Origin of the sequence: Tepidiphilus olei (genome assembly GCF_006980705.1) — a bacterium.
Classification (GTDB): domain Bacteria; phylum Pseudomonadota; class Gammaproteobacteria; order Burkholderiales; family Rhodocyclaceae; genus Tepidiphilus; species Tepidiphilus olei.
Genome location: NZ_SBHO01000002.1, coordinates 210,391 through 229,473, shown reverse-complemented (window position 1 = coordinate 229,473; position 19,083 = coordinate 210,391). Strand labels below are relative to the sequence as shown.

Here is a 19,083-nt window from a genome sequence, read left to right as displayed (position 1 = left end):
TGCGATGAACAAAGGTGAATTCGTCGAAGCGTTGGCCGATGCGCTGGGATCGAGCCGTGCCGAAGCCGAGCGGGCGCTCGGCGCGGTGCTAGAGTTGATCGCCGAGCGCTTGGAGCAGGGGGAGAAGGTGGTGTTTACCGGTTTTGGCTCCTTCGAGGTGGCCGAGCGCGGAGCTCGCACCGGCCGCAACCCGCAAACCGGTGCCACCATCCAAATCCCGGCTACCAAGGTGCCGAAGTTTTCGCCCGGCGCAGCGCTGAAGAAACGCATCGCCGGTAAGTGATGCCCGCTGCGCGGTTCACCCGCGCGCGAAGGCCTGCGGTGCGCACCACCGCGGGCCGTTCTTTTTGGGGGGTTGCCTTGACGGCCACGCTCGATCCGCGCACTGCCCGCATCATTCCCTGGATCGTCGCCTCGGCGTTGGATCAGCGAAGGACGAAATTTTTCTTGCATCACGGAAGTAGCCCGTGCTATGATTGCGAAAGTTGTGCCACACAGTCGATGGAATCTCTCTGGATCGTACGATCCACTTCTCCTGGGGACTGTCGCCACAGCCCCGTCGCGCTTGCGTGAATCTTCGTCGCGCTGCTCCTGACGCCGTATTCCACGGCAGCCTCGGTCTTCGTTTCCGGGTTTCGGGCGAGCGCCCGCGCATTCGACGGTAACTCGCCGTGCCGCTGCCATCCGGCGGCGGAGGCGGCTTTTCCGACTCCGAAACTGGACTCATGATGACCGAAAATACCGCAACGACTCCTTCCCTTTCCTTCGCCGACCTGGGCCTGCCGGAGGCGCTCGTCGCCGCCGTGGCGCAAAGCGGCTACACGACGCCCACCGAGGTACAGGCGCGTGCCATCCCGGCCGTGCTCGCCGGGGCCGATCTGCTCGTCTCCTCGCACACCGGTAGCGGCAAGACCGCGGCCTTCGCGCTGCCCCTTCTGGCGCGCCTTGCCCTGCCGCGGCGCCACGCCGGCCGCTCGGCCCGCGTGCTGGTGCTCACTCCCACGCGCGAGCTCGCGCAGCAGGTGGAAAAATCCTTCCGCACTTATGGCCGCGGCCTTCGCCGCCTCAAGACCGTGGTGCTGGTGGGGGGCATGCCTTTCGGCCCGCAGCGCCGTGACCTCTCCGGCCCGGTGGACGTGATCGTGGCCACGCCCGGCCGCCTGATGGATCACATGCAGCAGAGAACCGTGTCGCTCGACGGGATCGAATCCTTGGTGCTCGACGAGGCCGACCGCATGCTCGACATGGGCTTCATCGACGACATCCGTGCCATTGCCGAATCCTTGCCCGCTGCGCGTCAGACGCTGCTTTTTTCCGCCACGCTCGACGGCGTGGTGGGGCGCTTGGCGCTGTCACTCACCCATGAGCCGCAGCGCATCGAGATCACGAGTACTCCGGTGCAGGAGGCCAAGATCGAAGAGCGGCTCATGCTCATCGACGGTTTCGAGCACAAGCATCGCCTGCTGGAAAAACTGATCTCCGATGAGGGCGTGCAGCAGGCGGTGGTCTTCACGGCGACGAAACGCAGCGCCGAGGAGCTCACCGAGCGTATGGTCGGCTGGGGGATGCGCGCCGCGGCCTTGCACGGCGACATGACCCAGCGCGCACGCACGCGCACGCTCGACCGGCTGCGCCGTGGCGAGGTGCAAGTGCTGGTGGCCACCGACGTGGCCGCGCGCGGCATCGACGTGGCAGGCATCTCGCATGTGATCAACTTCGATCCGCCCCGTCAGGCCGAAGATTATGTACACCGCATCGGCCGTACCGGCCGTGCCGGGCGCAGCGGCGTGGCGATCACGCTCACGCACCCCAACGAGATGCGCACCATCGGTGCGATCGAGCGCTTCACCGGTCGGCGTCTGGCCGAGCACGTGATCGAGGGGTTGGAACCGCGCGCACCGCGCCGTCCGGCCGGCGCAGGGCGTGGGGGCTTCGAGGGGTCGCGTGGCGGCAAACCCTCCGGTCCGCGCACTCCGGCGCCGCGTCGCAGCGAGGATTCGCCCCGACGTTGGGGGGACGCACCCCGCGGTCACGAATCTCGGCAAGAGCGCCCCGCCGCGCCGCGTACGTACGGTGAGTCGGCACCGCGCTCGGAATTCGAGCGCCGGGTGCGGGGTGACGAAGGCGAACGCCGTACGCTGGGCGTATCCGGTGAACGCAAGCCGCGTAGCGGCTGGGGAAACAAGGATCACCATTCCCAGCGTGATGGCGAAGGCTGGGGGCGTCGCCGCCGCGATCGCTGAATGCGCGCTCCGCTCTTGCGGCGAAGGCTGGGGGCGCTAGAATAGAGCCCTTCTCCCTCGGGAAGGGGAAGCCCCATGTCTTCGCTGCGCCAACGATTTTTCGTCGATTTCTGGCCGCCGATCCCCACGCTCGTCGCGTTGGGGGTCGCTTCGGCCTATTATTTTGCCCTCACCGGTACCTTTTGGGCCGTCACCGGCGAGTTCACCCGCTGGGGTGGACACGTACTCTCCTGGTTCGGCCTGAAGCCTCAGGAATGGAGCTACTTCAAGATCCTGGGGCTGCAAGGCACGCCGCTCGATCGCGTCGACGGCGTGATGATCCTTGGCATGTTCCTCGGGGCGCTGTGCTGCGCCCTATGGGCGGGAAACGTCGGCCTGCGTCGGCCGGCGAGCCTGCGTCGACTCGTCCAGGGGCTCGTCGGTGGCATCATCGCCGGCTTTGGGGCGCGTCTGGCGATGGGGTGCAACCTCGCAGCCTTCTTCACCGGCATCCCCATGTTCTCGGTGCACGCGTGGGCTTTCATGTTCTCGACCGTGCTGGGTGCCTGGATCGGGGTGAAGATCACCCTTCTGCCGTTTCTGCGCCACTCCCTGCGCGTCCAGGCCGGAGGTTCGGCCATGCCCGACCCGAAAGCGCTCGCGCGGCGAACCGAGCGACAATGGCGCCTCGGCTGGGTCTTGCTCTTGCTCTCCCTGGTCGTGGCGGCCTGGCGCTTCGAAGCCTCGCTCGTACTCGGCATGGCGTTCCTCTTTGGCCTCGCCTACGGGGGGCTGATCGAGCGTGGGCAGATCTGTTTTACCAGTGCCGCGCGCGACTTGTGGACCACCGGTCGCACCAAGGTCGCTTATGGCATTTTGCTGGGCATGGCTGCCGCCTGCATCGGTACCTTCGCGGCGATCCGCCTTGGAGTCGCACCGAAAATCTTCTGGATGGGGCCGAACGCCGTGCTCGGCGGGGTGCTCTTCGGGCTGGGTATCGTGCTCGCCGGCGGCTGCGAGACGGGTTGGATGTACCGGGCGATGGAAGGGCAGATGCATTTCTGGGTGGTGGGCGTGGGCAACGTGATCGGGGGAACGCTCGTGGCCGTCTTCTGGGACGAACTGGGCGGTGCGCTCGCCCTGCCCTACCCCAAACTGAACCTGCTCGAGCTCTTCGGCCCCGTAGGAGGGCTACTCGTCACCTATCTCGGCCTGGCACTCTCGCTCGCCCTCGTCGCCGCCAACGCCCGGCGGTTCTCTCATGCAAGGAAAACTCGATGAATACCGAACGCAAACCGGATCTGTCGCTCGACCTGCGCGGCGAGCATTGCCCCTACAACGCCATCGCCACCCTCGAGACCCTGCGGACCATGCAGCCGGGGCAACTCCTGGAGGTGGTGACCGATTGTTCCCAGTCTTTCCATGGCATCCCCGAAGATGCCACGCGCCATGGCTACCATTGCCTGGCGGTGGAGCAGCATGGGCCGCTCTTTCGCTTCCTCATCGAGGTGCCATCGCCGGCGTAAGCGATATGGATTGAGCCGTGCTCTGATTCCTCTAGGGAAACGCTGAATAATTGGCTGCGCGGGCGAATCGCTGCGTTGCGCGGTGCTCGCTCCCTCACCTATCCACTCGATATGTCTCGGTCGCTGCGCTCCGTGCGCCTTGCGCTTCATCCCGCTCGCTCATTTCTTCAGCGTTTCCCTAGATTAAACGATCCTACGTCAGGAGGGATCGAAAGTGATCGGTTTTTACGCCGGCTCTACGACATTTGCGTGAGCGATCGCGCTGATGGAGAGGCACGATCCACGTTTCCGTAATATACTGAAACAACAAAAAGCTTCGATCGATGAGAGGAGAGGGGGATGAAAGACGAAGAATGGCGAGACGGGGTGCTGGCGCAGGGGCACGTGCCCTGCGATCGGCGCCGTTTTTTGTCCTTGGGCGTGGGCGGAGCGCTGCTCGCCGCGGGATTGTCCGCCCCGGCGCAGGCTGCCGAGCGCTTGAAGAGCTCGGCGCGTATCGTGATCGCGGGGGCTGGCGCCGCCGGGCTTGCCGCGGCGGCCCGTCTGGCGGCTCGGCTCGATGGGGCCAAGATTACGCTCATCGACGCGCGCAAGGAGCACCTCTACCAGCCGGGATACACGCTGGTGGCCGCTGGCATCAAGCCGCAGAATTACGTCGTGGTTGGTCGCACGGCCGATTTCGTGCCGCGTGGCGTCGAGCTGCTCGAGGAATCCGTGGCCGAGTTCGATCCGGAAGGCAATCGCGTGGTCACGAGTTCGGGCAAGACGATAAATTATGACTATCTCATCGTGACCGCTGGCCTCAAACTCGATTACGACGCGCTCGAAGGCATGGACGTGTCGCGCATCGGCAAGGATGGCCTGGGCAGCGTCTATCTCAGTCCGGCTGCGGCTGCGGCCACCTGGGCTCTGGTCGACGATTTCACCCGCCGCGGCGGCGTGGGCGTGTTCTGCCGTCCGGCCACCGAGATGAAGTGCGCCGGCGCTCCGCTCAAGCATACCTTCATCACCGAGGATTATTTCCGCCGGCGCGGCACCCGCGGCAAGGCCGAGCTCATCTATCACGCGCACAACAAAGCCTTGTTCAGCGTGCCCATCGTCAGCGAAAAAGTGCGCATGCTCTTTCGCGAGCGCGGCATCAAGACGCGCTACGACCACGTGCTCACCGGCATCGACATCGGGCGGCGCATCGCGGTGTTCACCACGCCGCAGGGCAAGGTGGAGCAGCCCTACGATTTCATCAATGTCATTCCGCCGATGCGTGCGCCCGATCCCGTGCGATTCAGCCCTCTGGCATGGCAGACGGGAGACTTTGCGGCCGACGGCTGGATGGAGGTCGATCGCGCCACCTTGCGCCACAAACGCTTTCCCAACGTCTTCGGCGTGGGGGACGTGGCCGGCGTGCCCAAGGGCAAGACGGCGGCGAGCGTGAAATGGCAGGTGCCGGTGGCGGTGGATCATCTGCTTGCCGATCTGGCCGGCGGCAAGAGTGAGCAACGCTATGAAGGCTACACGTCCTGTCCCCTGATCACGCAGCTGGGGCGCGCGATGCTGGTGGAGTTCGACTACGAGAACAACCTCGTACCGTCGTTTCCCGGCGTGGTGGCGCCGCTCGAAGAGTTGTGGGTGACCTGGGTGATGAAGACGATGGCGCTCAAGCCGACCTACGTGGCGATGCTGCGGGGCCGCGCCTGAAGGGCGCTTGCGCAACGGGAGAGGGCAATGAAAGAATTCGATCCGCTGGTGATTCTGGCTGTGTTCCAGGAGATGCTGGGATTTTGGTTGTGGGTGCTGTTGCTGTTGGCCATAGGGGGGACCGTCGCCTTCCTCGCCCTGTGGATTCGCGAGCGGCACCTGGTGAGCCGCCGTCTGGTGCAGTCGGAGGCGGTCGGCTTGCTGGGCGGAGTGCTCGCGCTCGTGATCATGGCGAAGGTCTCGTCGTCGGGCTTCACCGATGCCGGCGGTCCGCTCGACTGGCTTTTGGTCGGAGTGATCTACGGCATCGGTTTCATCGGCACCGTCATTCTGGTGTATGCCCTCATGGGCTGGTGGGACCAGTTCCGCCGGCAGTCCTGAGCCCGGGGGCGCTTCAATTGCGCTGTCGCGCGGCGCGCACTTCGTCGGGGCGCAGCGCGGCGGCGTATTTGTCGAGCACGCCGTTGATGAACTTGTGCCCGTCGGTGCCGCCGTAGCGCTTGGTGAGTTCGATCGCCTCGTTGAGGATCACCTTGTAGGCGGTCTCGGGGTGGGCGTGCAGCTCCACCGCGGCGATGAGCAGCACCGCGTGCTCCACCGGCGAGAGCTCTTCGACGCGCCGGCGCAGGAAAGGGGTGAGCTCGGCGCGCCAGAGATCGGCGCGGGAGACGGCGCCGCGCAGCAGCTCCAGCATCAATTCGTGATCGGCCGCAGGAAAGTCTTCGTCCTGGGCGAGCTGCGCCTCGATCTGGGCGAGCGGGTTGTCCGACAAGAGCCACTGGTAGGTGCCTTTGAGGGCGAGCTCGCGCGCGAGTCGCCGGCGCTGGCGGCGTGGGGCGCGGTCTTCTTCGGCGGGGGCAAGAGATTCTTCGTTCATCGGATCGCTTTGCACAAGTTGGCCATTTCCACGGCGGCGCGGGCGCAGTCGCGCCCTTTCTCGCTCATGCGCGCGAGCGCCTGCTCGTCGGTGTCGGTGGTGAGCACGCCGTTGGCGATCGGCAGTCCCAGGTCGAGCGCGACGCGGGTGATGCCGGCGCCCATCTCGTTGGAGACGAGCTCGAAGTGGTAGGTCTCGCCGCGGATGACGGCGCCGAGCGCGATGAGCGCGTCGAAGCGCCCCGTGCGACCGAAGGTCTGTAGGGCGAGCGGCAGTTCGAGCGCGCCGGGGACGGTGGCCAGGCGTATGTCGGCCGGGGCTACGCCCAGGCGGCGCAGCTCGGCGACGCAGGCCGACAGCAGCCCCTCGCCGATATCCTGGTTGAAGCGGCTCATCACGACCGCGATGCGCAGACCTTTACCGTCGAGGTTCTCGTCGTATTCGAAGATGTCGTCATAACGGGCCATGGCTCATCCTTTTGCGGCGGGAGGGTCTTCGAATCCGGTGATCTCGAGTCCGAAGCCGGAGAGGTTGGGAAAACTCATCGGGTGTGACAGCAGGCGCATCTTGCCCACGCCCAGTGCGTGCAGGATCTGTGCGCCCACCCCGACCAGCCGCGGATCCCAGGCGCGTCGGCGCGCCGGCGTTTGCGTGAGCACGTCGAGCAGTTCCTGGCCGCTTTGCGGGCGGTGCAGCATGACCATGACCCCGGCCGGGCTCGATGCGATGCGGCGCAGCGCCTCGGGCACCGGTACCGAGTGTCCGGGAGCTTCGGGAGCGAGGAAGTCGAGCACCGAGATGGGTTCGTGCACCCGTACCAGGGTTTCGCGGCTCGCCTCGATCGTGCCGTGGGTGGCGGCGAAATGCACTTCGCCCGTGGTCTCGTCTTGGAAGGCGTAGAGGGTGAAGTCGCCATAGGGGGTGGACACGGCCCGCTCGGCCGCCTTGCGCACCAAGGTCTCGGTACGCAAACGGTATTCGATGAGATCGCGGATGGCGCCGATCTTCAGGCCGTGTTTCTTGGCGAATTCGATGAGATCGGGCAGGCGCGCCATCGAGCCGTCTTCGTTGAGGATCTCGCAGATGACGGCGGCGGGCTCGAAGCCGGCCAGTTGCGCCAGATCGCAGCCGGCCTCGGTGTGTCCGGCACGGATGAGCACGCCACCCTTGCGTGCCATGAGGGGAAAGATGTGTCCCGGCTGGACGATATCCTCGGGCTTGGCGTGGCGGGCCACCGCCGCACGTACGGTCTGCGCCCGGTCGTGCGCCGAGATGCCGGTGGTGACGCCCCGTGCCGCCTCGATCGAGGTGGTGAAGGCGGTCTCATAGGGTGAGCGATTGTCCTGCACCATGAGCTTGAGCCCGAGTTGCTTGCAGCGCTCTTCGGTGAGCGTCAGGCAGATGAGGCCGCGGCCGTATTTGGCCATGAAGTTGATCGCCTCGGGGGTGACGCATTCGGCGGCGAGCACGAGATCGCCCTCGTTTTCCCTGGCTTCGTCATCGACGAGGATCACCATGTGGCCTTGGCGGATCTCGTCGATGATGGTCTCGATGGGACTGATTCCTCCGCTCGTGGCAGACAGAGGAGGCGTGGTCGGGGAGAGGTCGTTCATGGGGAGGGGTTCCTCTCGGCGTATTCGAGCACGCGCGCGCAGTAGCGCGCCAGCGGATCGACTTCGAGATTGACGCGCGCGCCGGGTGCGAGATGCTTCAGCGTGGTTTGCGCCAGCGTGTGCGGGATGAGGTTGATGGAAAAAATGCAGGAACCGTCGGGCGCGTCGCGCACGGCGTTGACGGTGAGGCTCACGCCATCGACGGCCACCGAGCCTTTGCGGGCAAGGAAAGGGGAAAGCGCCGCCGGGGCGCGGATCTCGAGCAGGGTGCTATCGCCCACGGGGGCGAAGCGCTCGACGAGGCCGATACCATCGACGTGGCCGGTGACGAGATGTCCGCCGAGCGCATCGCCCAGGCGCAGGGCCTTTTCGAGGTTGAGCTCGCGGCCGGGTTCGTTCAAGCCCACCGAGCAGGCGAGCGTCTCGCCCGAGACGTCGTATTCGAGCACCATCCCCTGCCGCGCCACCACGGTCAGGCATACGCCGCTGTGGGCGATGCTGTCGCCCAGGCGGACGTCTTCGAGCTCGAGCGCACGCGAATCGACGGCGATGTGCACGCCATCGGCAAGGGGCGTGACGTCGACCAGGCGTCCGATGCCCATCACGATACCGGTAAACATGGCATCCTCGCAGATCGGGCAAAAAAAAAGGATTTTACGGGAAAGCAGTGGGTTGCGGGGTAAAATCGGCCAAACCCTGTAGGAGTAGAACCATGGCTCGCAATCAAGTTCCGCCGATGGATCCGGCCTCTCTCTACCGTGAGGAGCTTTATCTCGATCGCCGCGTCGGCTCGATTCGCCGGCTGATTCCCGTCACCGTCGAGGGGGCGCCCGATCCCGCCCGGACGGAAGTCTTCAGCGGCTCGATCACCGTGATGACCCCCATGGGGGCTTTGCCTATCAGCTTCGAGATTCCGGCGAAGACGCTCGCCGAGGCGGTGGCCGGCTTTGCCGCGGCCGCCGAGAAAAAAATCGAGGAGACGATGGACGAGCTACGCCGCCTGGAGCTGGAGCAGTCTTCGCTGCTCGCGCAGAGCGCGTTGGCCGGCACCGACCTGCGCGGCGGCGGCCCTGGCGGCGGGGCGGGGGGTCTGGGCGGTCTGGGCGGCGGAGGGCTCATCCTGCCCTAAGGAAACGCTGAAGAAATGAGCGAGCGGGATGAAGCGCAAGGCGCACGGAGCGCAGCGACCGAGACATATCGAGTAGATAGGCGAGGGAGCGAGCACCGCGCAACGCAGCGATTCGCCCGCGCAGCCAATTATTCAGCGTTTCCCTGATGCGCGTCGCGCTTCACCCCCATCCCGAGTCCGCGGCGCTCGGCGAGTTCGCCCTGGAGGTGGAGCTCGAGCGCCAGGATGGGGCGCTCGTGCTTGGCTATACCCTGCGAGGCGAAGTGGAGCGGTTGCGCGTCCCCGGCGCCGGCGCGGTCCTGCCGCCGCAGCGGTTGTGGGCGCACACCTGCTTCGAGCTCTTCTTCGCCCGCGAAGGCAGTGGCGGGTACCGCGAATTCAACTTCTCGCCCAGCGGCCAATGGGCGTTCCATGCCTTTTCCGCCTACCGCGAACCCACGCCGGCGCCTCGGCCCCCGGCGCCTCGCCTGCGCTGGCAGCGTGCGCCCGGCCGCCTGGGCCTTCGAGTTCGGCTCGCCCCTGCATCGCTTCCTGCCGGAGAGGGCGCGCTGCGCCTGGGTCTGACCGCCGTGCTCGAAGGAAAGGTGGGAGCGTTCTCCTGGTGGGCGCTGGCGCACCCGCCGGGTCGGCCGGATTTTCATGCGCCCGAGGGATTCGCGCTGCGCTGGGAAGAGTGATTCCGCCCCTCACGTTTTCGCAAGAAGATAAGGCCGCCATTTCTCGGCAAACGAGCAGCGACCGATGGCGATGAGCGGCCGGAAGAGCGGGGCGATCTGCTCGTCGCGGTAGCCGGCGATGCCGCAGCCCACACGGGTGACGAAGAAACGCAACTGCGGATGCTCGGCGACGAAGCGGATGAAGCGCTCGACGTAGCGCGCGATCTCTTCGAGCGGCAGGACCTCGAAGTGCTCGTCCAGCGTAGGGATGGCGAAGGAGTGCCGCGGCGGGGCACCCATGTAGCCCCAGCCCACGCCCATCTGCGCGCCGAAGCGGCGCACCGCCTCGGCGGCGGCGCCGCCCCCGTGCATGCCGGCGCGGTTGGAGCCGAAGACGAAGACTTCGCCGTGCTGCGGTACGCTGCCGTCGGGGTGGAAGGTGATGCCGTCGTCTTGGCTCATGGCGTTTCCTCCGTGGATCTCCGGTTCAGTGCATGCCCGGCCGGGTCATGGCGAGGGGATTGACCCAGCGGTCGAACTCCTCGGCCGTGAGGTAGCCCAGCTCGACGGCCGCCTGCTTGAGCGTCTTGCGCTCGGCCGCGGCTTTCTTGGCGATGGCGGCGGCCTTGTCATAGCCGATGTGCGGGTTGAGCGCCGTGACCAGCATGAGGTTGCGTTCGAGGTGCTCGCGGATGCGCTCGCGGTTGGGCTGCATGTCACGGGCACAGTAGCGATCGAACGCGAGGATGGACTGCGACAGCAGTTCGATGCTCTCGAGCGCCGCATGCGCCATGAGCGGTTTATAGACGTTGAGCTGGAAGTTGCCCTGGTTGCCGGCAAAGGCGATGGCCGTGTCGTTGGCGAAGACGCGCACGCACACCATGGTGAGCGCCTCGCACTGGGTGGGATTGACCTTGCCCGGCATGATGGAGCTGCCCGGTTCGTTGGCGGGCAGGATCAGCTCGCCGATGCCTGCATCCGGCCCCGAGGCGAGCCAGCGCACGTCGTTGGCCATTTTGAAGAGCGCATTGGCGAGCGTACGCAGGGCCGCCGAGACGTTGACCAGCGCGTCGTGCGCGGCGAGCGCCGCGAAGCGGTTGCGGGCACTGCGAAAGGGGATGCCCGTCTCACGGGCGATGTATTCGGCGCACATTTCCCCGAAGCGGGGATGGGCGTTGAGCCCGGTGCCCACGGCCGTGCCGCCGATGGCCAGTTCGTGCAACCCTTCTTCGGCCATGCGCAGGAAGTCGAGGGCGTCTTCGATCTGCGCCACCCAGGAGCCGATCTCTTGCCCCAGGGTGATGGGGGCGGCGTCCATGAGGTGTGTGCGGCCGGTCTTGACGAGTTCGGCGTATTCCTCGGCCTTGCGCGCCAGCGTGTCGCGTAGCGTCTGCACCGCGGGATGGAGGTGCCGGCGCAGTTCCAGCACCGTGGCCACGTACATCGCCGTGGGGAAGGTGTCGTTCGAAGACTGGCCGCGGTTGACGTGATCGTTGGGATGAACGGGAGATTTGCTGCCCAAAGGCTGACCGGCGAGCTCGTTGGCGCGGTTGGCGATGACTTCGTTGGCGTTCATGTTGCTGTGCGTGCCGCTGCCGGTCTGGAAGACGACGAGGGGGAAGTGATCGTCGAGCTTGCCCTCGATCACTTCCTGGGCGGCGCGCACGATGAGTTCGGCGAGTTCCCGCGGCAATTCGTCCAGTTCGGCATTGGCTTGCGCCGCCGCCTTTTTGAGAATGCCGAGCGCCCGGATGATGGGCAGCGGCATGCGGTGGTTCTTCACTCCGATGGGGAAATGCTCCAGCGAGCGCTGGGTTTGCGCACCCCAGTAGCGGTCGGCCGGGACCCAGACTTCCCCCAGCGTGTCGGTTTCGCGGCGTTTGTCCATGGTTACGGCCTCCAACGGACGGAATCGAATCCATTGTAGTCCGTGGAGTGCGCTTCGTCGTCACGTGACCCGTTCAAGCAACGACCGGGCTGCCTCGCGCACCAAAGGGGAGAGGGAATGCTCCTCCGTCTGTAGGCACTGCACGAGGCGTTCGCGCATCGTCGGGTGCCAGAATTTTTCCAGATGCTCGGCGATGGCGCGCACGGCGGCTTCGCGCTCGGGCTGCGCCGCGAAAAATTCGCCGATCTGGTTGGCCATCTCGACCAGTTTGTGCGGCAGATCGAAAGCGGGCGGCAATTCATCGACGAAGGAGGGCAAGTCCATGGTCGCGTCCACGCGACGAACTTGCACCGCAGTGACTTTGTATTCTGGGCAGTTCGTGGCCCAATCGGAGCTGCTGGTGATGAGCGCGTTGGTGCGCGATTCCGGGAAGTGGAAGGTGGTGAAAACGAGGCCGGGCTGTAGGCGGTCGTCGAGCACGGCGCGCAGGATCGTCGATCCGACCTGGCTTTCGAGGTGCACGCGGTCACCGTCGGCGATGCCGCGGGCGGCGGCGTCCTCGGGGTGGAGGTGCAGCAGGTCGGCGTCGTCCCAGAGGGTATTGGCGGTGCGCCGGGTCTGCGTGCCGACGTTGTACTGCGAGAGGATGCGGCCGGTGGTGAGGATCAGGGGGAAACGCGCGTCCGGATGCTGTGGGGTCGGGACGTACTCGGTGAGGAGGAACGCGCCTTTGCCGCGCACGAAGCCATCGACGTGCAGCACCGGCGTGCCGTCGGGGGCCTCGTCGTTGCAAGGCCATTGCAGGCTGCCGCGCGCCTCGAGCTTGGCGTAGCTCACGCCGCGGAATTGGGGCGTGAGCCGAGCGATCTCGTCCATGATCTCGGCAGGATGCGTATAGGTCATGGGGTAACCGAGCGCCGAGGCGAGCTTTTGCGTCACTTGCCAATCTTCGTATCCGGCCAAGGGGGGCATCACTTGGCGCACGCGGGAGATGCGCCGTTCGGCGTTGGTGAACGTGCCGTTCTTTTCGAGGAAAGAGGCCCCAGGGAGAAAGACGTGGGCGTAGGCAGACGTTTCATTGAGGAAGAGGTCCTGCACCACCACGCATTCCATCGCAGCGAGCGCCGCCCGTACGTGCCTTTGGTTGGGTTCGGATTGGACGAGGTCCTCGCCCTGGAGGTAGAGCCCCTTGAACCGTCCGGCGCGGGCTTCGGCGAGCATGTTGGGCAGTCGCAGTCCCGGCTCGGACGACAGCGGCAGGCCCCAGGCGGCTTCGAACAGGGCGCGGGTCGGCGCATCGGAAACGTGGCGGTAGCCGGGGAATTCATGGGGGAAGGAACCCATGTCGCAGGAACCCTGCACGTTGTTCTGACCACGCAGCGGATTGACGCCGACGCCGGGGCGGCCGAAGTTGCCCGTGGCCATGGCGAGGTTGGCGATCGCGATCACGGCCGTGGCGCCCTGCCGGTGTTCCGTCACCCCCAGGCCGTAATAGATTGCGGCGTTGGGGGCGTTGGCATAGAGGCGGGCGGCCGCGCGGACCGACGCAGCCGGCACGCCGGTGATCGCGGCGCTGGCTTCGGGGCTGTGGCGGGGCTGAGCGATGAAGTCGCGCCATTGGGCAAATGCTTCGGGTTCGCAGCGCTCGGCGACGAACGCTTCGTCGACCAGCCCTTCGCTGACGATCACGTGGGACAGGGCGTTGAGTAGCGCGACGTTGGTACCGGGTTTGAGCGGTAGGTGATACGTGGCGCGAACGTGGGTGCCACGGACGAGCTCGGTGGCGCGCGGATCGATGACGATGAGGCGTGCGCCTTGCCGCAGACGGCGTTTGAGGCGAGCCCCGAATACCGGGTGGGCTTCGGTGGGGTTGGCGCCGATCACGAGGATCACGTCGGCGTGCATCACCGAGGCGAAATCCTGGGTTCCGGCCGATTCGCCGAGCGTGCGCTTCAGGCCGTAGCCGGTGGGCGCGTGACAGACGCGGGCGCAGGTATCGACGTTGTTGTTGCCGAAAGCGGCGCGCACCAGCTTTTGCACGAGGTAGGTTTCCTCGTTGGTGCAGCGGCTCGAGGTAATGCCCCCGACGGATTCCCGTCCGTATTTTGCTTGTATGCGGGCGAATTCGGCGGCAGCGTAAGCGATCGCTTCGTTCCAACTCACGGCTTGCCATGGATCGTGGATCGATTGACGGATCAGCGGCGTGGTGATGCGATCGGGATGGGTGGCGTAACCGAAGGCGAACCGCCCCTTGACGCACGAATGCCCTTCGTTGGCGCGCCCGGACTCGGCGGGGACCATGCGGATCACTTCGTTGCCCTTCATCTCGGCCTTGAAGGAGCAACCCACGCCGCAATAGGCGCAGGTGGTGACGATGGCGCGGTCCGGCAGACCTTTCTCGTGCACCGCCGTTTCGTTCAAGGCCGCGGTCGGGCAAGCCTGGACGCAGGCGCCGCAGGAGACGCATTCGGAGTCGCGAAAAGGCTCCGCCTGCCCTGCCGCCACGCGGGTGGCAAAGCCGCGCCCGTCGAGCGTGAGCGCGAACGTACCCTGGATTTCGCCACAAGCGCGCACGCAGCGGGCGCAGACGATGCATTTGTCCGGGTCGAAACGGAAGTAGGGATTGCTCGTGTCCATGGGCGAGGCGCAGCCTGGTTCGGGGCGGGCATAGCGCACTTCGCGCACGCCGACGAGCGCCGCCATCTCCTGGAGTTCGCAGTCGCCATTGGCGCTGCAGGTGAGGCAGTCGAGCGGATGCTCGGAGAGGTAGAGTTCCATCACGCCCCGGCGCAGCCGCGCCAGGGTCTCGGTTTGCGTCTGCACCCGCATGCCCTCGGCGACCGGCGTGGTGCAGGAGGCCGGGGTGCCGCGCACCCCCTCGATCTGCACCAGGCACAGCCGACAAGAACCATAGGGCTCGAGGCGGTCGCAGGCGCACAGCCGCGGGATGCGCAGACCCAGCCGGTCGGCGGCTTGCAGGATGGTCGTGCCCGCTGGGACCCGGATCGGAAAACCATCGATCGAGAGCGTGACCTGGGACGGGGTAGTTTCCTCGGCTGACAGAGGGGAAAAAGGCATCGAGGTCTCCAGGACGGCCGGACGTAGCCTAGCCCAGCCTACTGCGGGCAGCGGCGGCCGTGAAATCTTCGGGGAAGTGCTCCAAGGCGCTGAGCACCGGATAAGGCGTCATGCCACCCAGCGCGCAGAGCGATCCCAGGCGCATCGTCTCGCCGAGGTCGCGCAACAGGGCGAGCTTGGTCTCCACCTGGCGGCCCGCGAGCACATCGTCCATCACTTCGACGCCGCGAGTCGAACCGAGGCGGCAGGGCGTGCATTTGCCGCACGATTCGGCGGCACAGAACGCCAGGGCGTGCCGCGCCATCCGGGCCATGTCGACGGTGTCGTCGAACGCCACGATGCTGCCGTGTCCGAGGACCGCGCCCTGGGCGGCGAAGACTTCGTAGTCGAGGGGGAGGTCGAAGTGCGCGGCCGGTACATAGGCGCCGAGCGGGCCACCGACTTGCACGGCGCGCAGCGGCCGCCCCGTGGCCGAACCGCCGCCATAGTCGTAGAGGATCTCGCGCAGGCTGATGCCAAAGGGTTGTTCGATGAGGCCTGGCCGGGCGATGTTGCCCGCGAGCTGGATCGGCAGCGTGCCGCGCGAACGGCCGGCACCGAGCTGCTGGTAGGCTTCGGCCCCTTCGGCGAGGATGTAAGGGACGGTGGCAAGCGTCAAGACGTTATTGACGAGCGTGGGTTGGCCGAAGAGACCGCGCAGCGCCGGCAGCGGCGGTTTGCTGCGCACCATGCCGCGCTTGCCCTCGAGGCTCTCGAGTAGCGCCGTCTCCTCGCCGCAGACATAGGCTCCGGCACCGAGTCTCACTTCCAAATCGAAACGTTTGCCGCTGCCGGCGACGTCCGCGCCCAGATAGCCGGCGCGGTAGGCGGTAGCGAGGGCGCGCTCCAACGTAGCGTGGGCGTGCGGATATTCGACGCGCAGGTAGATATAGCCTTGGGTCGCGCCGACGGCGAGCGCGGCGATGGTCATCCCTTCGATCAAGGCGAAGGGGTCGCCTTCCATGATCAGCCGATCGGCGAAACTGCCGGAATCCCCTTCGTCGGCATTGGCGACGACGTATTTGACGTTTCCCGGAGCCTCACGGACCGTGTTCCACTTGATACCGGCAGGAAAGGCCGCGCCGCCGCGTCCGCGCAGGCCGGAGGCGGTGATCGCCGCGACGATTTCCTCCGGGGCATGTTCGAGCGCACGGTGCAGGCCACGATAGCCGCCGTGGGCGAGATAATCGTCGAGATCGAGCGGATCGATGAGGCCGATCCGGGCGCACGTCAGTCGCTGCTGACGTTGCAGGTAGGGGATCTGCTCAATGGGTCCGAGTCGGGTGGGGTGCGCCCCTCCTGCGAGAAACCCCGCATCGAAGAGCTCCGGGACGTCTTGCGCCCGCACCGGCCCATAGGCGATGCGTCCAGCGGGCGTGGCGACTTCGACCAAAGGTTCGAGCCAGAACAGACCGCGCGAGCCGTTGCGCGCGAGCCGCAGGTCGACCCCGCGCTGCGCGGCTTCGCGTTGAATCGCCTCGGCGAGCGCTTCGGCCCCCACGGCCAGTGCGCTCGAATCCCGCGGCACATAGACGGTCACGCTCATACCAACCCCTTCTCGCGCAAGAGTTCGTCCAGGCGCGCCGGCGTCATACGCCCGTAGACCTCGCCGTCGAACTGCAGGGCCGGGGAGCAGCCGCATTGCCCCAGGCAATACACCGGCTCCAGCGTCACCGCCCCGTCGGCGCGCGTGCCATGGAACTCGCACCCGAGCCGTTCCTTGGCATGCTCGGCCAGATGCTCGCCCCCCATGGCCAGGCAGGATTCGCCACGGCAAATCTGCAGCACGTGCGCCCCGAGCGCTTGCTCGCGAAAATGAGGATAAAAACTGATCACGCCGTGGATTTCGGCGCGCGAGCGATCGAGCGCCTCGGCGATCAACGGGACGCTGCCGCGCGGCACGTGACCGAATTCGGTTTGCAGCGCGTGCAGGATGGGCAGCAGCGCACCGGGCCGCTCTTTGTGCGCGTCGATCACGCGCCGGACGGTGGTTTCATCCCACGCCGAAGGGGTCATGCCGCGCTCCACGGAAAAGCCAATAATTTCGATTAGAGGCATAAACCGTTTTTGTGTCAAGAGGATGGAGTGATCTCTGCCGAGCGCGGCGGATACCCCAGGGGCTACGCGAATGAGCGGCTCGAGGACAGGGCGGCCTTCTCCGATGCTCGGACGCCGCCTTACCCCCTGCCCCGATCCTTTGACCAGTCTGGCATCTGGCGCTCTGGGCGTTCTCGTCCTGCAACCGTTCGCGACGATTGTTCGCGCTGCCGTTATAATGCCCACTGACGGTCGGAGGACACGTGCTGCGCTGCCCTATAGGGGTTTCCCTAGTGGCGCCCGGCCATGGAGATCGCTACACTGCGCGCCTTTGCCCAAGCGCGCCCCTGCCGGGAGGGAGGATGTTTCGCCGCCTGCTCGATCGACTCGAAGAATTCACCATCGGCGCTCTGCTGGCCATCTCGACCCTGGTCATCTTTCTGGCCGTGGCGCATCGCTATCTTGCGGGTTTTTCCATCCCTTACCTGCAAGATTGGCTTTTAGGATTCCATTTCGGCTGGGCGCAGGAATTCGCCATGATCTGTGCCGTGTGGATGGCGAAGTTCGGGGCGGCTTATGGCGTGCGTACCGGCATTCACGTGGGGGTAGATCTACTGGTGATGCGCCTGCATGGCGGTGCACGCCGCGCGTGCATCACTCTGGGGCTGCTATGTGGCCTGCTCTTTTGCGGCTTGCTCGTGTGGTACGGTGTGCGTTTGGTATGGGAAAACGGCGCGGCATACGCCTGGTATACCGGTTTGGGGCGAGATCCCGGGCCCTATTTCGAGGGTCCGCTCACGGCCGATCTGGAATGGCCTTCCTGGATGGTATATCTCGCCATCCCCTTGGGCAGTGCCTTGATGGGCTGGCGTTTCCTCGAAGTCTTGCTCGGCTATTGGCGTGACGGCACCTTGCCGCAGCATCGCGTGGCGCACGTCAAGGGGCTGGACGAGGGTGAGGGGGTGCCGCCCTCGATCGAGCAGGGAGCGAGCCGATGAGCGCCGCCATTCTCTTCGGTATGCTTTTCGTGCTCATGCTGGTGGGCATGCCCATCGGCGTGGCGCTGGGGCTGACGGTCATCACGTATATGGCGTTCTGGACGCCGGTGCCGCTCGAATCCGTAGCCCTGAAGATGTTTACCGGCATCGAGAAATTCGAGCTCCTCGCCATTCCATTTTTCATCCTGGCTGGCACCTTCTTGACGAGCGGCGGGGTGGCGAGGCGCATGATCCGGTTCGCCAATTCCATGGTCGGGCACGTCACCGGCGGCCTGGGGATGACGGCGGTACTCGCTTGCGCGCTCTTCGCGGCCGTTTCGGGATCTTCTCCGGCCACGGTACTGGCCATCGGTTCCATCCTCATTCCGGCCATGCTCAAACAGGGTTATTCGCGCCGTTTCGCGATCGGTACCGTGGCTTCGGCCGGTGGTCTGGGGATCCTCATTCCGCCGTCCATCGTGATGGTGATGTACGCGGTCACGACCAATACCTCGATCGGGGCCCTCTTCATGGCTGGCGTGCTGCCGGGGCTCGTGCTGGTGCTCATGCTCGGGGCCATCACGTATTGGCAGGCCAGGAAACACGGTTTCGCGCGCGAAGCGAAGGTCTCCTGGCGCGAGCGATGGCAGGCCCTGCGTGAGGCTTTCTGGGGCCTGCTGCTCATCGTCATCGTCATGGGGGGGATCTACGCCGGCATCTTCACTGCCACCGAGGCCGCGGCCATGAGTGCCGTCTATGCCGCAGTGATTGCGCTTTTCGTCTATCGTGACATGACTTGGCGCGACGTACCCCGGGTCTTGGTCGACTCGGCCAACATGTCCTCCATGCTCTTCTTCATCATCGCCTCGGCTTCGCTCTTTTCTTTCATCCTCACCAGCGAGCAGATCCCTCAGATGCTCGCGCAGGCGATCATCGATCTGGGGTTGGGGCCGGTCGGCTTCCTGCTGGTGGTCAACGTGCTGTTGCTCCTGGCGGGCAATCTGATGGAGCCCTCTTCGATCATCCTCATCCTCGCCCCCATTCTCTTTCCGGTGGCGGTGGCACTGGGCATCGATCCGATCCACTTCGGCGTGATCATGACCGTCAACATGGAAATCGGCATGATCACCCCCCCAGTGGGGCTCAATCTCTTCGTGGCCAGCGGCATCACCGGCGCCGGCTTGGGCGAGACCTCGCGTGCCGTGATCCCTTGGCTGCTGACCATGCTCGTCTTTCTCGTCTTGGTCACGTACTGGCCGACTTTGTCGCTGGCGTTGCCCCAGGCGCTGGGAATGATGTAAAGTGTGATGACGATTTCGCATCGTCCATTTTCCATGCCATCGGGA

The 19,083-nt window shown here is 65.7% G+C and carries 19 protein-coding genes; 10 read left to right on the top strand and 9 right to left on the bottom strand.

Going from position 1 to position 19,083, the window contains the following annotated elements:
• Positions 1 to 4: 4 nt before the first annotated feature.
• The 6 genes from EPD80_RS04205 (at position 5) to EPD80_RS04180 (ending at position 5,824) form a co-directional block, all read left to right on the top strand.
• Positions 5 to 283: an HU family DNA-binding protein gene (locus tag EPD80_RS04205; RefSeq protein WP_142803997.1), complete on the top strand. Its 279-nt coding sequence runs from the start codon at positions 5 to 7 to the stop codon at positions 281 to 283.
• Between the two features lie 445 nt (positions 284 to 728).
• Positions 729 to 2,243, top strand: a complete 1,515-nt coding sequence (locus EPD80_RS04200; protein ID WP_142809873.1) for a DEAD/DEAH box helicase — start codon at positions 729 to 731, stop codon at positions 2,241 to 2,243.
• A 75-nt stretch (positions 2,244 to 2,318) separates the two neighbouring features.
• Positions 2,319 to 3,503, top strand: a complete 1,185-nt coding sequence (gene yedE / locus EPD80_RS04195) for a selenium metabolism membrane protein YedE/FdhT (RefSeq protein ID WP_142809670.1) — start codon at positions 2,319 to 2,321, stop codon at positions 3,501 to 3,503.
• Positions 3,500 to 3,748: a sulfurtransferase-like selenium metabolism protein YedF gene (gene yedF / locus EPD80_RS04190; protein ID WP_142809667.1), complete on the top strand. Its 249-nt coding sequence runs from the start codon at positions 3,500 to 3,502 to the stop codon at positions 3,746 to 3,748. Before yedE ends, yedF begins: the two co-directional genes overlap by 4 nt.
• Positions 3,749 to 4,087: 339 nt before the next feature.
• On the top strand, positions 4,088 to 5,443 hold the full coding sequence (locus tag EPD80_RS04185) for an NAD(P)/FAD-dependent oxidoreductase (RefSeq protein WP_142809666.1): 1,356 nt from the start codon (positions 4,088 to 4,090) through the stop codon (positions 5,441 to 5,443).
• A gap of 27 nt (positions 5,444 to 5,470) precedes the next feature.
• Entirely contained in the window at positions 5,471 to 5,824 is a 354-nt protein-coding gene (locus EPD80_RS04180) for a DUF5368 domain-containing protein (protein WP_142809664.1), read from the top strand.
• A 13-nt stretch (positions 5,825 to 5,837) separates the two neighbouring features.
• On the opposite strand, the gene nusB is transcribed toward EPD80_RS04180, so the two are convergent.
• From nusB to EPD80_RS04160, 4 genes are read right to left on the bottom strand one after another with little or no spacing between them, the layout of a single operon-like run.
• A complete protein-coding gene (nusB, locus tag EPD80_RS04175; protein ID WP_142809662.1) occupies positions 5,838 to 6,320 on the bottom strand; it encodes a transcription antitermination factor NusB in 483 nt (160 codons plus the stop codon).
• Complete coding sequence (gene ribH / locus EPD80_RS04170; protein WP_142809660.1) at positions 6,317 to 6,787, bottom strand: 6,7-dimethyl-8-ribityllumazine synthase; 471 nt, start codon at positions 6,785 to 6,787, stop codon at positions 6,317 to 6,319. The genes nusB and ribH overlap by 4 nt, the downstream gene beginning before the upstream one ends.
• Before the next feature lie 3 nt (positions 6,788 to 6,790).
• Positions 6,791 to 7,933, bottom strand: a complete 1,143-nt coding sequence (gene ribBA / locus EPD80_RS04165; protein WP_142809659.1) for a bifunctional 3,4-dihydroxy-2-butanone-4-phosphate synthase/GTP cyclohydrolase II — start codon at positions 7,931 to 7,933, stop codon at positions 6,791 to 6,793.
• Positions 7,930 to 8,553, bottom strand: coding sequence for a riboflavin synthase (locus tag EPD80_RS04160; RefSeq protein ID WP_142809657.1), 624 nt, complete (start codon positions 8,551 to 8,553; stop codon positions 7,930 to 7,932). The genes ribBA and EPD80_RS04160 overlap by 4 nt, the downstream gene beginning before the upstream one ends.
• A gap of 92 nt (positions 8,554 to 8,645) precedes the next feature.
• Here EPD80_RS04160 and EPD80_RS04155 point away from each other — a divergent pair, with 92 nt between their 5' ends.
• Together EPD80_RS04155 and EPD80_RS04145 are read left to right on the top strand one after the other, a co-directional pair.
• A complete protein-coding gene (locus EPD80_RS04155) occupies positions 8,646 to 9,062 on the top strand; it encodes a hypothetical protein (protein ID WP_037990295.1) in 417 nt (138 codons plus the stop codon).
• 146 nt (positions 9,063 to 9,208) lie between these two features.
• Positions 9,209 to 9,739, top strand: coding sequence for a DOMON-like domain-containing protein (locus EPD80_RS04145; protein WP_142809655.1), 531 nt, complete (start codon positions 9,209 to 9,211; stop codon positions 9,737 to 9,739).
• A 9-nt stretch (positions 9,740 to 9,748) separates the two neighbouring features.
• Here EPD80_RS04145 and EPD80_RS04140 read toward each other — a convergent pair whose 3' ends face one another.
• The 5 genes from EPD80_RS04140 to EPD80_RS04120 are packed head-to-tail and all read right to left on the bottom strand — an operon-like array spanning position 9,749 to position 16,739.
• Complete coding sequence (locus EPD80_RS04140; protein ID WP_142809653.1) at positions 9,749 to 10,180, bottom strand: A1S_2505 family phage non-structural protein; 432 nt, start codon at positions 10,178 to 10,180, stop codon at positions 9,749 to 9,751.
• Positions 10,181 to 10,205: 25 nt separating this feature from the next.
• Entirely contained in the window at positions 10,206 to 11,606 is a 1,401-nt protein-coding gene (fumC, locus tag EPD80_RS04135) for a class II fumarate hydratase (RefSeq protein ID WP_142809651.1), read from the bottom strand.
• 60 nt (positions 11,607 to 11,666) lie between these two features.
• On the bottom strand, positions 11,667 to 14,684 hold the full coding sequence (gene fdhF / locus EPD80_RS04130; RefSeq protein WP_142809649.1) for a formate dehydrogenase subunit alpha: 3,018 nt from the start codon (positions 14,682 to 14,684) through the stop codon (positions 11,667 to 11,669).
• A 28-nt stretch (positions 14,685 to 14,712) separates the two neighbouring features.
• Positions 14,713 to 16,269, bottom strand: a complete 1,557-nt coding sequence (locus EPD80_RS04125) for a formate dehydrogenase beta subunit (protein ID WP_142809647.1) — start codon at positions 16,267 to 16,269, stop codon at positions 14,713 to 14,715.
• Entirely contained in the window at positions 16,266 to 16,739 is a 474-nt protein-coding gene (locus tag EPD80_RS04120; protein ID WP_221928836.1) for a formate dehydrogenase subunit gamma, read from the bottom strand. The genes EPD80_RS04125 and EPD80_RS04120 overlap by 4 nt, the downstream gene beginning before the upstream one ends.
• A 383-nt stretch (positions 16,740 to 17,122) precedes the next feature.
• Between EPD80_RS04120 and EPD80_RS04115 the strand changes: the two genes are divergently transcribed.
• Positions 17,123 to 17,758 (top strand): TRAP transporter small permease, encoded by a 636-nt coding sequence (locus EPD80_RS04115; protein WP_142809643.1) that lies wholly within the window; start codon positions 17,123 to 17,125, stop codon positions 17,756 to 17,758.
• Entirely contained in the window at positions 17,755 to 19,038 is a 1,284-nt protein-coding gene (locus EPD80_RS04110; RefSeq protein WP_142809641.1) for a TRAP transporter large permease, read from the top strand. Before EPD80_RS04115 ends, EPD80_RS04110 begins: the two co-directional genes overlap by 4 nt.
• The last annotated feature ends 45 nt before the right edge of the window (positions 19,039 to 19,083 follow it).